Below are 14529 nucleotides of genomic sequence, written 5' to 3'. Positions count from 1 at the left end.
TCCTGCACAAAGCTTGTTTTTTCTTTGTGCAGAAGATAAGTATTTCATTAATTAGATAAAATTCTTTGATATAAATGTTGGTAATGGGTTGCAGAGATTTGCCAACTAAAATCTTGTTCCATTGCAATGACTCGGACTGTTGCCCATAAACGTTGTTTTTTCCATAAAGCAAACGCCGATTGTAATGCCTGACGTAAACTATCAGCAGTAGCATCACTAAAGACAAACCCAGTTGCTGTTCGAGCTTGGATATTTTCCGCCGTGGTATTCACCACTGTATCAGCTAAGCCACCGGTTGCACGAACTAATGGCAACGTACCGTATTTTAAGCCGTAAAGCTGTGTTAAACCGCAAGGTTCAAAACGGCTTGGCACTAAAATCACATCACCACCGGCAACCATTAAATGCGATAAAGCTTCATCATAGCCGATTTTAACGGCAATATTTTGCGGATAAGTTTCCGCTAATTGACGAATACCGGCTTCTAAGTGCGGTGCGCCAGAACCGAGAATCGCCAACTGTCCACCCTGTTTAACGATTTCATCGGCGCTTTCTAGCAATAAATCAACGCCTTTTTGTTCTGTTAAACGCGTCACCATGACAAACAATAACGCCTCAGCTTGTTCCGGAAGGTTGAAATAAGCCTGTAAATCCGCTTTATTTTTCGCTTTACCGCCCATGTATTTCAACTTGTAACCATGTTGAATGTACTGATCGTTCATCGGATGCCAAATTTTTTCGTCCACACCATTTAGAATACCTACTAAACGCCCTTCTTGATCTAGGGTAGAAAGTAAGCCTTGTAAGCCATACGCAAATTCCGGAGTGGTAATTTCTTTCGCATAAGTTGGGCTAACGGCTGTCACAGCATCTGAATAATAGAGTCCGGCTTTTAAATAGGAAATTTGTCCAAATAACTCTAATCCATCCACATGGAACATACTGTGTGGCAAGCCGATTTCAAATAAATGGCGATAATCAAATTGGCCTTGGTACGCCAAATTGTGAATCGTAAAAACGGATTTCGCGGGACGCCCTTTATTAAATAAATACGCCGCCGTTAAACCCGCATGCCAGTCATGAGCATGAACGACTTCAGCGCGCCACCAACTATCTAATCCGGTGGATAATTCCGCGCCAACCCAAGCCAACAACGCGAAACGTTTGTAGTTATCGCCGTAATCATTGTAATTAACATCGTGATAAGGGTTGCCTTCACGCGCATATAAGTGCGGTGCATCAATAAGATAAACTCCCACATCATGATATTCACCGTAACGCAAAACAATATGGCCGGCAAAATTATCAAATTCCGTCACGATTGAAGTATGCGGAATCCCTGCCATAATTGCCGGATAAGCCGGCAATAAGATACGAGTGTCAATGCCAATTTCTTTTTGTGCAAACGGCAAGGCGCCCATCACATCGGCTAATCCGCCGGTTTTGAGTAAAGGATATAACTCCGAGCAAACGTGTAATACTTTCATTTTATTTACCTAATATGACGCCAAAATGGCACCGAAGATGACGCGCGTTTTCTAACGCGTGCCGTTATAAACAATTCTGTTACAGGCACAAGCGAAGACGCTTGCGCCTGTATTTGCCTTCTTAAAGTGCGGTCATAAAATCCGAAGGATTTTGAACGTTGGCTTTGCCAACGGCTCCGAAGGAGCGAATAAATCACTTCCGTGATTTATGAGTAATAATTAAAACGTTTTGAAAACTGACCGCACTTTCACGTTAGTCTAAATGTTCTTCCGAGAACACTTCTTGCCCTTCTAATTTTTTCAACATAGAAGGTGTCACTAAAATGACTTTACCGGTTGAACTGATGCGGAAGCGTTTGCTGTCCAATTCACGGTCAACACCAATTTGCATACCGTCCGGAATAATACAATGACGGTCAATAATACAGTGTTTCAGCACGCAATTTTTACCGATAGTCACTTCCGGCAACACAACACTATGATCGATCACTGAGCCTTCATTAATTTTAATGCGATCAAATAATACGGAATAACTGATTGACGCATCGGTAATCACACAACCTCCACCGATAAGGGAATTATCCACCGGCTTAACATTGGCATTTTTATAGAAGAATTTAGACGGATAGGCTTGCACCGGGTTACCACGAATCGGCCAGGTTTGGTCATAAATATCTAATTGTGGATTTTCAGACACCAAGTCGATATTGGATTGCCAGAAACTGTCCAAGGTGCCCACATCACGCCAATAAATATCACCTTCGGTATTGCGTCCCATACAAGAACGACTGAACGGATGGGCATATAAGGTGCCTTCTTCCAAACATTTCGGCAATACGTCTTTACCGAAGTCGTGAGATGTGCAAGGGGTATTCACTTCGCGATCTAACATTTTGTATAAATAGTCTGCATCAAATACATAAATCCCCATGGAAGCCAACGACGTATCCGGTTTGCCGACCATTGCCGGTGGATCTTTCGGTTTTTCCACGAAGGCTTTCACTTTCAGATTTTCATTAACCGCCATCACACCAAATTCATGTGCCTCAGAACGTGGTACTTCGATACAACCCACGGTACATTTTGCACCACTGGTCACGTGGTCTAACAACATTTGGCTATAGTCTTGTTTATAAATGTGGTCACCGGCAAGAATTAAGACGTATTTCGGACGGTAGTGATCACGAATAATCGCCATATTTTGATACACCGCATCAGCTGTACCGCGATACCAAGTAGAGTCATCAATTTGTTGACGCGCCGGGAGCATATCAATGAATTCACCACGCTCTTGTGGCAGGAAAGACCAACCTTTTTGTAAATGACGTAATAAAGAGTGGGCAGCATATTGCGTTACCACACCAATGCGGTTTAAGCCGGAGTTAATACAGTTGGACAAAGCGAAATCGATGATTCGACGGTTACCACCAAAATAAAGTGCCGGTTTTGCACGTTTATCCGTTAATTCGTGCAGACGTGAACCGCGGCCACCGGCCAAAATAAGCACTAAGGTGCTTTTAACGAGATCGTGTTTATTTAGATCAGCTTTCATAGTGAACTCCGTTATATTGTTTTAAGTATCCATTTTTTTCAACACACAAAACGCCATACCACCTACATCAACTTGCCGTTGTTGCTCCGTTAAGTTTGTTGTACCTGCCACGGCCTTCCAGTGTCCATCAAACGCGACGGGCAACATAAAAGACTGGGGTTCTGCTTTCGCATTGATTAAGAAAAGCCATTGCTGATCTAATACCACTTGCAGCGCTTTGCTTTCCCGATTATGCCAATCCTTGGCTTGCATTGATTCTCCCTCAATATTGAGCCAAGTGACATTTTCATCTGACCACCAAACATCCCGTTGCAAACTTTGAATTTGTTTTCGTGTTGCAATCAGTTGTTTGGTCAAGTCAAATAATTCCTGATTGAAATCCTGCCATTTCAGCCACGTGATTTCATTATCCTGACAATAGGCGTTATTGTTACCGAATTGCGTGTTGCCGAATTCGTCACCGGCAAGCAACATCGGGGTACCATTGCCCAGCAGCAAACTTGCCAATAATCCGCTTTGCGCTAAAACGCGCTGATTTTCCACCGCACTTTGGTGCTCGTCATTTAGGTCTAATTGACTGCCCTCAATGCCATGGTTGTAACTGTAATTTTCATTGCGACCGTCGCGATTATCTTCGCCGTTCGCCTCGTTATGCTTATGGTTATAACTGACTAAATCGCGTAACGTAAAACCATCGTGAGCGGTAATAAAATTCAGGGTGGTGTGTGGCAAACGCGTTTCTCGCTTGAACAGATTACTTGAGCCGGCAAAACGTTCGGCAAATGCGCCCACTTCCCCACTTTTCCATAACCAAAAACGACACATATCATCACGGAAGCGGTCGTTCCATTCGGCAAAATAATGGGGAAAACGCCCTAATTGATAACCGTAATGGCCAATATCCCAAGGTTCGCTGATGAATTTCACCTGCTGTAAACTTGGTGTTTGCGCGATATCGTCAAACAGTTTGGCGTGTGGGTTGAAATCCGGTGACTCACGCCCTAACACCGTGCCTAAATCAAAACGGAAACCATCTACATGGCATTCTTCTACCCAATAACGAAGGCAATCCACCACCCATTTTCGGGTGATGTCATTGGATAAATTCAGCATATTGCCACACCCCGTCCAGTTAATGTACTCGCCTTGTTCGTTTTGCCAATAATACGTCCGATCATCAATGCCACGTTGGCTGAACGTTGGGAATGGTTTTTCCGATTCTGCCGTGTGGTTAAACACCACATCTAAAATTACTTCAATCCCCGCTTCATGTAACGCTTTCACCATGCTTTTGAATTCATACAACGGGTTTTCGCGGTTCGCTTCAGAGCAATATTTGGGCTCTACGGCAAACATGGCCAACGGGTTATAGCCCCAATAATTTTGTAATCCTTTTTCTTGCAAGTGCGGTTCGTTTACGTGGTAATTAACCGGCAACAACTCCACTGCCGTAACCCCTAATTCTTTTAAATACGCCACACTTTGCGGTTGCGCCAAACCGGCATAAGTTCCGCGTAACTTTTCAGGTAGCTCTGCACGTAATTGGCTAAAGCCTTTTACGCTGAGTTCATAAATTATCGTCTCTGCCCAAGGTGTTTTCGGGGCTTTGTCGTGTTGCCAGTCAAATGCCGTCTCAATAATTTGACCTTTCGGCGCAAATTCCGCGTTATCTCGTGGATCATTTAACTGAAAAATCGACCGCACTTCTGCCGAACTTAAATCCGGTTTACCCACCACGGCTTTCGCATAAGGATCAAGCATGAGCTTGTTTGGATTAGCTAAAGTGCGGTCATTTTCGGCGGTGATTCTAAAACCGTATTGCATACCGTTAGCCACACCGGAAAGCGCAATATGCCAAACATTTTCGCTGCGATGCATAGCAAAACGCTGCTCTTTTTTGCCGTTCTCAAACAGGCACAATTCCACAGCATCCGCCACAGAAGAATACAGTGCAAAGTGAGTGACTTGCTCGCCGTTTTCTTCATATTGGCTATAACCGAACGGGTAAGCCTTGCCTTGATTTTTAACTGCAACCATGCTTTATCCTTGATATTTCAAATAGAGGGTTGCCAATGGTGGAATAGAAACAGAAATAGAATGATCTCGTCCATGGCTTGAGATTGCCTCACTTTCTACGGCACCGCAGTTACCAAGATTTGAACCTTCGTAAAAGGATGAATCCGTATTTAAAATTTCGTGGTATTGACCGGCAATATTCACACCCATACGATAATCATTGCGTGGCACCGGCGTAAAGTTACTGATCACAATAATGCGCTCGCCTTTGCTGCTACGTCGTTCAAAAGCAAATACGGAGTTTTGCGCATCATCCACGACCAACCAATCGAAACCTTGCTGATCCGAATCCAGTTCAAAGAGCGGTGCATTTTCGCGATAAATTTTATTGAGGTCTTTCACCAACTGTTGCATACCGATATGCCATCTTCCGCCGATGGATTCATCCAATAAGAACCAATCAAGACTTTCACGGTAATTCCATTCACGGCCTTGGGCAAATTCATTTCCCATGAACAATAATTTTTTACCCGGATAGCCCCACATGTAGCCGTAATAAGCGCGTAAGTTCGCGAATTTTTGCCACGCATCCCCTGGCATTTTACCGATTAAGGAACATTTTCCATGTACTACTTCATCGTGGGAAAGTGGTAATACAAAGTTTTCGCTGTATTGATACACCATGCCGAAAGTCATTTGATTGTGGTGATATTGGCGATAGACCGGATCTTTTTCCATGTAAGAAAGGGTGTCATTCATCCAACCCATATTCCATTTGAAATTAAAGCCCAAACCACCGTTTTCTGTCGGGTGTGTTACACCAGCGAACGAGGTCGATTCTTCCGCAATGGAAACCGCCCCTTGCACTTCACTATGAATTTTCCAGTTGGTGTGTTTTAAGAATTCAATGGCTTCTAAATTTTCTCGCCCGCCGTATTGGTTCGGAATCCATTCTCCCTCGGCACGGCTGTAATCACGATAAATCATGGAGGCCACCGCATCGACACGAATACCGTCAATCCCGAAACGTTCAATCCAATATAAGGCGTTACTGGATAAGAAGTTTTTCACTTCGTTGCGACCATAGTTATAAATAAGCGTGTTCCAGTCTTGGTGGAACCCTTCGCGCGGATCGGCGTGTTCATATAATGCCGTGCCGTCAAAAGCCACCAAGCCATGGGTATCGCTTGGGAAATGACCCGGCACCCAGTCCAAAATCACATTGATGCCGGCTTCATGGGCGCGTTCCACTAAACGTTTAAACCCTTCCGGTGTACCAAAACGACTGGTTGGAGAATACAGACCTAGCGGTTGGTAGCCCCAAGAACCGTCAAACGGGAATTCGGAAAGAGGTAAAAACTCAATGTGCGTAAAACCCATTTCTTTCACATAAGGAATCAATTCATTGCCGATTTGGTCGTAATCTAGCCAGAAATTATTTTCTAAATTACGGCGCCAAGAGCCTAGGTGCACTTCATAAATGGAAATCGGTTGATCCCATTGGTTGGCTTTACGGCGGGCTTCTGTCATTGGCACAATGTCCGGTAACGCACTAATTTGTGACGCTGTATCAGGACGTAACTGTGAACTGAAGGCATAAGGGTCGGCTTTTAAGCGTAAATTGCCGTGGCAATCAATTAATTCAAATTTATATAACTGCCCTAATGCAACTTTCGGTAGGAATAATTCCCATACGCCGCTTGCCGGATGTAAGCGCATCGGATGACGACGGCCGTCCCAATAGTTGAAATCCCCCACCACAGACACTCGTTTCGCGTTCGGTGCCCACAAACGGAAGTTCACACCGGAAACACCATCACATTCGATAAAATGCGCACCTAACACTTCATACGGACGCAAGAATGAGCCTTCAGCTAAAAGCCATTCATCCAAATCATTAATCATTGGATGATAACGATAAGGGTCTTCAAGGATTTGCGATTCTTTGCCCCAATACACTTGTAATTGATAGGCAAAGAAATCACGGGTGTTCGGCACAACACCGGCAAAAAAGCCTCTGTCATCTAAACAATCCAATTCACAGACGGTGTCTTGATTTTCTTTATCAATGACGCTGACACGGCTGGCATCCGGCAATAAAGCACGAATTTCAATGCCATTATCGGTTTCGTGCATACCCAATACGGAAAAAGGATCAGAATGTGTTCCATCAAAGAATTGATTAATCACGGATTGCGCTACTAGTTGAGTCATAATAAATCCTCGCTAAGCTCTGCGGGCTTGATTAATTAAAGAGAAAAATGCGGTCATTTGCGCATCATCAAAAATAAGTTCTAAGGATTGGCTTAATTTTTTCCGCCAATTCGGATATTCCGTTGAAGTGCCTGGCAAATTGAATGACACTTCTTGGCTCAATAAATTTTCTAATTGCACGCCCACCAACTGGCTTGCACTTTCTGCCAAATAACGATGAATTTGACGGTTCAAATTGTCGTGCATTGCCATGCTTAAAGCATCGCCCCAATAATCAGGCGGTAAATAACCGTCGCGGTGCAAACTGTCTAATAAAGCTTGTTTATCTACGACGCGTTGATCGTATTTTTCTTTTAACACGTCGCCCTCTAAAATGCCGAGCTGACCGAACAACGCCAAATCAAGGCAATGCCAGAAACTTTGTAAAGAAGGCACATCATGGGTGCCGATAGTGGCAAAGGCATGTGGTGGGAAATCCTGTTTAAGCGGATACATGTTGTTACGTTGCGCAAAATACAACACAAAATACGAGAAAATACGAAACTCGTTTAATTTCAACCGCACTTCATCAGGCACGGTGCCCAAATCCTCACCAATCACTAAACACTGGTTACGTTGGCTTTCAATCGCAAGAATTGCCATCAGTTCATCAAACGGATAATGCACATAAGCGCCATCTGCCGCTGTTTTATTTTCAGGAATCAGCCACAAGCGGAATAAGCCCATCACATGATCGATACGCAACACACCAAAGTTCTGCATATTGGCACGCAACATCTCAATAAACGGCTGGAAACCACGCGCCTTTAACACACTTGGATTGTATGGCGGCAAATTCCAATTCTGTCCGACAGGACCTAACGGATCAGGCGGCGCACCGACAGACGCGTTCACACAATAAAGCTCCGGGTCTGACCACACATCGGCACTCCCACGGGAGCTGTTTACGGCTAAATCGCCATAAATGCCAAGTTGCATTCCCACTTGACGACATAACGTTTGTAGCTCACTTAATTGTTGTGATGTCGCCCATTGTAACCATACGAAGAATTCCACTTGCGCTTCATGTTCTTTTAACAAGGCTTTGCGTTCACGCGCTGAGAGTGTTTGCCACGCTTTACGCCAGCCCAACCAACCAATGGTATTTTCTTCCGCCTGTTGGTGTTCATGCTCAATGCCATCTAACACATTAAAGAGCCCTTGCAATAACAATGCTTCACCTTGTACTTTTTTGAAAGCATCAAAATCTTGGCGACGGGCGATGATTTGTGCAGATTTACTACGTTTAAAGAAGTCAAATAACTGCTCAAGTGCGGTCAGTTTTAGCTGCATTATTTCGCCGTAAGCCACGGTTTTGGCTTCACGCAAGGAGGTTATTTGTTCTTGCACAGGTGCGGAATGAAACCAAGTTTGCACGGAACGGGATAATTTAAATTCCGGCAAAGCGGCAATATCCAAATAAATAAAATTTAACCAACGGCGGGAGGATGAACTATAAGGGCTTGCCCATTCCGGCACGGCGGGGTACATCAAATGCAACGGATTAATGCCAATAAAATCCGCGCCCTGCTTTGCGCCTTGCTCGATTAAATAAGCTAAATCACCGAAGTCGCCAATGCCCCAGTTGGTTTGAGAACGTAAGCTATATAGCTGAACATTGATCCCCCACGCTTTTTTCGATTGCAAGATCGGTGGTTGATAGGCAGTACGCGGTGCCACTAAAACACGAACCACATATTTTTGATTCGCCGTGGAAAGATTTAATTGATAGTAACCAAACGGCAACGAAGGCAATAAAATAGATGGGCTTGAAGAACCGGTTTGTTCAACACATTTTTTACCTTGTTCATCAAGAAGTTGAATATTTAGGGAAACAGGCTCAGAAAGGGATAAACGCGCTAAATCATAATGAATCGGCTCGTTTTCAAAGGCGGTAATCACATCATCGAACGCCCCTTTTTCCCGTTTACTCGGCGATTGCAAAAGTGCGGTGAAATAACGTAACGTTTCCGGTGGGGCATAAATCAAATGCCCATCGATATCATAATGAGAAAGCGAAATGCCAACATCTTCAGCAGATCGTTTAAGAGAATCAGAAACTTGCATATAAACCTACAACTCAATACAACATAAAATAACGATTTATAAGTATTGTAGTGAAGGGGCAGGTAAAAACAACGTTTTTAATCCAAATTAGTGATCTCCATCAAAATAAATCTTTCAGTATTTACAAGGATTAAGCAGTAATTTTGGCTGAATTTTTAATCGTCTGTTTGGCGAATAAAAAAAGCTCACTTAACGTGAGCCTTTTGAAAAGAAGGATATATTTGAAGTCAGGGATAGTTTAACGCTTAAACCGATTGTTCTTCATCCACAACAAACTCAAACCAATCAATGACATCACATTCATGAATGCCGTTTTGGATTAACACGCCTGCACGTTTAACACTTTCAGGATCGCTGCTAATTAACGGGTGCCATGATGGCAACGGTTTGCCTTCATAAAGCAAACGATAGGCGCAAGTCGCTGGCAGCCAACCAAATTCAGGTAAATTGTCTTTGGTCAGTTTGGTGCAATCCTCTTCCAACTCAAAACGTTTCAAATAATTACCGCACTTTCCTGTTTCTAAATCCAACAAATTGCACGCGATACGGGTGTAATACAAACGCTCATATTTGCCCTCGCCATCAATATATTTACGATAGCAACACTTGCCGCAACCATCACATAATGCCTCCCATTCGGCATCATTCATATCAAGCAGTTTTTTGTGTCGCCAGAAATCAGGTTCTAATTGCATAAATTATTTACCGGTTTGGTTTTAAAAGCGGAAATTATAGTGAGGAACGCAGCCTGTGACAAATACTGAAAGAGAGGTTTGCAAAAACAAAAAAGTGCGGTCAATATTGACGATGTTTTTCAACGGAAAAAACACATCGGATATTGACCGCACTTATCCTTAAAAATAACAGATTAACGATAAGTGACGCGTTCGTTATCGTTTAAATGAATGGTCGTTTCAGCTAATTTGGTTTCTGCAATGACCTTGCCGTGTCGAATAGAATAACGTGTCGGCACTTGACGACGTACTGCATCAAAGCCATTCTCTGCCGGTAAAATGATAAAGTTAGCGGCATTCCCTTCTTCCACGCCATAACCTTGTAACCCTAGTGCTTTTGCACTGTTTTCAGTCACTAATTTTAAGCCGTCGTTAATTTGTCCGTAGCCCATCAGTTGGCAAACGTGTAACCCCATGTGTAACACCTGTAACATATTCGCCGTTCCTAACGGATACCAAGGGTCGAATACGTCATCATGGCCAAAACACACGTTGATCTTGTTTTTCAGCATTTCTTTGACGCGCGTCACGCCACGGCGTTTTGGATAAGTATCGAATCGACCTTGCAAATGAATGTTGACGAGCGGATTGGCCACAAAATGAATTTTGGATAATTTCAACAAACGGAAAAGGCGAGAAGCATAGGCATTATTGTATGAATGCATTGCGGTGGTGTGGCTTGCAGTCACTTTGTCGCCCATTTCATATTTCAATGCCAATGCGGCAACCGTTTCCACAAAACGGGATTGTTCATCATCAATTTCATCACAGTGAATATCGATTTGTTTGTTGTATTTGCGCGCAATATTGAAGGCAATGTGCATAGATTCCACACCGTATTCACGGGTGAATTCAAAGTGCGGTATGCCGCCCACCACATCTGCGCCCATTGCCATGGCTTGATCCAACAAGGCTTCGCCGTTCGGATAAGACAAAATTCCCTCTTGTGGGAATGCCACAATTTGAAGATCCACCCAAGGGGCAACTTCTTTTTTCACTTCGAGCATGGCTTTAAGTGCGGTTAACGTTGGGTCGGACACATCCACATGGGTACGCACATGTTGCACGCCATTTGCGATTTGCCATTTTAAAGTTTTCCATGCGCGGGATTTCACATCCTCATGGCTCAATAAAGATTTTCGCTCAGCCCAACGTTCAATCCCTTCAAATAACGTACCGGATTGGTTCCAGTTCGGTTGTCCTGCGGTTTGTGTCGCATCCAAATGAATGTGCGGTTCAACAAACGGCGGATACACAATGCCCTGTTCGCCGTCTAAAATGTCACCGGAAAAATCAATCTGTTGTTCGTTAGGCAGAATACGGGCAATCTTGCCGTCTTCAATGGCAATCTGCCATAAGCCTTCACGTCCGTTAATATGAATATTTTTAACTAACATTTATCGCTCCTATTTGAACGCCAATTTTTTACCGAATAACGGCGTTAACACAAAATAAGCCACTGCGCCGCCAATAACGGCATTTAACGGAATAATACCCGGCAAGAATTTACCGCAAGCAATCCCAATTGCCACAGAGATAATGGCTGTCCAGTTGATGGTGACAAATTTTGCTTGTTCAAAATTGGCATAGGCTTTATTACGCAAAATATAGTCGGCAATGATCACGCCACCAATCGGTGGAATCGCAGCAGATAAAAATGTTAACCAGCCCACAAAGTTGTTGTATAACCACAAGGCACAAAGCGTACCGATCACACCGTTTAACACCGATAATGGACGGCTACTCCAACCGGTAATGTTGGCGAAACCCAAACCGGAGGCATAAAGCGCATTATCATTAGTTGTCCAAATATTTAAACCAAGCACAATAATCGCCGGCAGAATTAATCCTTGGGCAACCATCACATCAGAAATATCGGACATCCCGGTCACGGCTGCCCCGGCGGCGCCAAAGACGAACATTAATGAGTTGCCCAAGAAGAACGCAATCATACTGATTAAAATCGCTTGTTTGGCTTTGCGTCCGAAACGCACGAAGTCTGCCGTTAATGAACCGGCGCTGATGAAAGACCCCACAACTAAGGTAATCGCCATCGGTAAGGAAATCTCGTCTTTCGGTATGATATTTTCTAACACAGATAAACCACCGGCATCCGTTACCGCCAAATACACCGAATAAGAACCAAGCACAGCGATTGCCGGCACCGCAATGGTGGAAAGAATAGTCAGCGCGGAAATACCGAAGAAAACCGTAATGGTCATTAATAACCCTGAGCCTAAAATTAAATAGTTCACATCAATGCCGGTAACTTTATTGACCGGAATCGCAAACATCGCCACACCAACACCAAACCAGCCCACTTGGGTGCCGCCTAAAATTAAAGATGGCAACCAAGAGCCTTTCACACCGAAGGAATAACGCGCCAAAACATGGGTTGTTAAGCCGGTTTTTGCACCGATGTAGCCAAGAAATGACGTGTAAATCCCTAACATTAAGTTACCGATGATCACGGCTAACCAGAAATCATGGTAAGTGAGTGATGTGCCCAGCGTGCCGCCCGTCCACATACTTGCAGAGAAAAACGTTAATCCCAGCATAACAAACGTCAGTGCCACAGCACCTTTACGTTCATGTTGTGGAACGGGCTTCAAACTAAAATTTTCAGAACTCATTTTTGTATCCTTTCAAAGTAAAAAAATCGGCAAATTCTAATCCTTAGCCAAGCCAAAAGCAAACGTTTGCTTTATGAAAAAAAATAAAAGTGCGGTCAACATTTACGATGTTTTTCAACAGAAAAAACACATCGAATATTGACCGCACTTATATGAATGATTTGCAGCGTTGCCTACTTGAGGCATACCCATCATAAAAAAGACATCGGGCTAAAAGACATCATGCTTTTAGCCCGAGTTTTCACGAAAAAATTAGCTCATTAAGCGATTTTTTCTGCGTTGTAAGAAATACACCAAGATTAATAACAAGGCACAACCAAGAGAAACGATAAATAACGTTCCAAAGAAACTGTTCCAATGGAGTGATTGAATAATCCACGCTAATAGCGCACCAGCCGCTGCAGCACCGATATAGGCGAACAGACTGACAAACCCGGTGGATGAACCTGACGCGTATTTATGGGAGTTTTCGGCAGCCGCCATGGCAATCAAGAATTGCGGACCAAAAATAAAGAAGCCCATCAAGAAGAATAATGCGCTCATAATGAAATAGTTATCGCTTGGAATAAACCAAAGTGCTAAGGACGTTGAAATGATGCCCAGCACATAAATAATATTCATTTGAGTACGGTTTTCGTTGAAGAATTTATCAGAACCCCAACCCGCAAACAGCGCGCCTAAGAATCCGCCGACTTCAAAGAAAGAAACGGCTGAGTTTGCTTTAAGCAAATCATAACCATGGGTTTCGATTAAATATAAGTTACCCCAGTCATTGATACCGGTACGGATCACATAAATAAAACACCAAGAGAACGCCAATGCCCAGATAATGCTATTTTTAAAGACATAATTTTTCAGGATTTCCCAGTTGGATAAACCCAAGCCTTCTTTTTCATGTTCTTTTTCGGCAATGTCGTTACGCCATTCACCGACTGTCGGCAGCCCCATAGATGAAGGTCGGTCTCGCAATAAGAAGCACATTGCAAAACCGACTACGCAGGCAATAATTCCTGGCACGATCATGCCGTAACGCCAGCCCCAATAAAGGCTTACAGCACCGGCTAAAAGAGGAATTAGCGCACCACCTAGGTTGTGTGATGTATTCCAAATCGCCCACCACAATCCACGCTCATTACGGGAATACCAAGTATTCAGAATTTTTGAACATGGTGGCCAGCCCCAACCTTGGAAAAAAGCGTTAATCATCCAAAGGGTGATAAACATAAAGATGGAAGAACTCATCCCAAAGAGGATATTCACTACCCCGGTCATCATTAACCCAATGCCCATAAAGTAGCGAGGGTTAGAGCGGTCGCCTAATACGCCGGATAAGAATTTGAAAACACCATAGGTGAGATAAAAAGCGGTACCCATAATACCGATATCTGATTTTTGTAGCCCAAGATCCACAAGCATCTCAGGCATAACGAACTTAAAACTTTTACGCGTAAAGTAGAATACGGCATAACCGATATAACTGGTGATCATCAAATGTAATCGCCAATAGCGATAAGTTTTGTCGATTTCCTCTTTGGTTTTCGTCACTGGTAAATCCGGTGGCACACTGAATATACCCATAAGATTTCTCCTCGACTAAAAGTGATAAATCGTTTCAGTATAATTTAAAATCCACCTCTAAATGGGGGTGTAGATCAAAAAACAGGCTATTTGGTAAAAAAGAAGAGAAAAGAAAAAAAGGTTTTATTCGATTGGTTGAAAAAATTTAAAAGTGCGGTCAAAATCCAACGTGTTTTTTCAATTAAAAAACATCGTCAAAATTGACCGCA

Annotated in this window: 9 protein-coding genes; all 9 read right to left on the bottom strand. The window is 43.4% G+C overall.

Annotated elements, in window-relative coordinates; genetic code table 11:
• Positions 1 to 47 precede the first annotated feature (47 nt).
• Positions 48 to 1487: a glycogen synthase GlgA gene (gene glgA / locus LQ983_RS00630; RefSeq protein ID WP_230621271.1), complete on the bottom strand. Its 1440-nt coding sequence runs from the start codon at positions 1485 to 1487 to the stop codon at positions 48 to 50.
• Between the two features lie 253 nt (positions 1488 to 1740).
• Entirely contained in the window at positions 1741 to 3039 is a 1299-nt protein-coding gene (gene glgC / locus LQ983_RS00625; protein WP_111306504.1) for a glucose-1-phosphate adenylyltransferase, read from the bottom strand.
• 21 nt (positions 3040 to 3060) lie between these two features.
• Positions 3061 to 5076, bottom strand: coding sequence for a glycogen debranching protein GlgX (gene glgX, locus LQ983_RS00620; protein WP_230621270.1), 2016 nt, complete (start codon positions 5074 to 5076; stop codon positions 3061 to 3063).
• A gap of 3 nt (positions 5077 to 5079) precedes the next feature.
• Entirely contained in the window at positions 5080 to 7269 is a 2190-nt protein-coding gene (glgB, locus tag LQ983_RS00615) for a 1,4-alpha-glucan branching protein GlgB (protein ID WP_230621269.1), read from the bottom strand.
• Between the two features lie 12 nt (positions 7270 to 7281).
• A complete protein-coding gene (gene malQ, locus LQ983_RS00610) occupies positions 7282 to 9375 on the bottom strand; it encodes a 4-alpha-glucanotransferase (protein ID WP_230621268.1) in 2094 nt (697 codons plus the stop codon).
• 245 nt (positions 9376 to 9620) lie between these two features.
• Positions 9621 to 10070, bottom strand: a complete 450-nt coding sequence (locus LQ983_RS00605; RefSeq protein ID WP_230621267.1) for a YcgN family cysteine cluster protein — start codon at positions 10068 to 10070, stop codon at positions 9621 to 9623.
• Between the two features lie 173 nt (positions 10071 to 10243).
• Positions 10244 to 11506 carry a cytosine deaminase gene (locus LQ983_RS00600; protein WP_230621266.1) on the bottom strand — a complete coding sequence of 421 codons (1263 nt, stop codon included), beginning with the start codon at positions 11504 to 11506 and terminating at the stop codon, positions 10244 to 10246.
• Between the two features lie 9 nt (positions 11507 to 11515).
• Complete coding sequence (gene codB / locus LQ983_RS00595) at positions 11516 to 12742, bottom strand: cytosine permease (protein ID WP_230621265.1); 1227 nt, start codon at positions 12740 to 12742, stop codon at positions 11516 to 11518.
• A 252-nt stretch (positions 12743 to 12994) separates the two neighbouring features.
• Positions 12995 to 14320, bottom strand: coding sequence for an MFS transporter family glucose-6-phosphate receptor UhpC (gene uhpC, locus LQ983_RS00590; RefSeq protein ID WP_230621264.1), 1326 nt, complete (start codon positions 14318 to 14320; stop codon positions 12995 to 12997).
• Positions 14321 to 14529 lie beyond the last annotated feature (209 nt).

It is taken from the genome of Aggregatibacter sp. Marseille-P9115, from assembly GCF_920939465.1.
Classification (GTDB): Bacteria; Pseudomonadota; Gammaproteobacteria; order Enterobacterales; family Pasteurellaceae; genus Aggregatibacter; species Aggregatibacter segnis_B.
The sequence above is the reverse complement of the archived record's forward strand: the minus strand, read 5'-3'. Positions and strand labels throughout refer to the sequence as shown.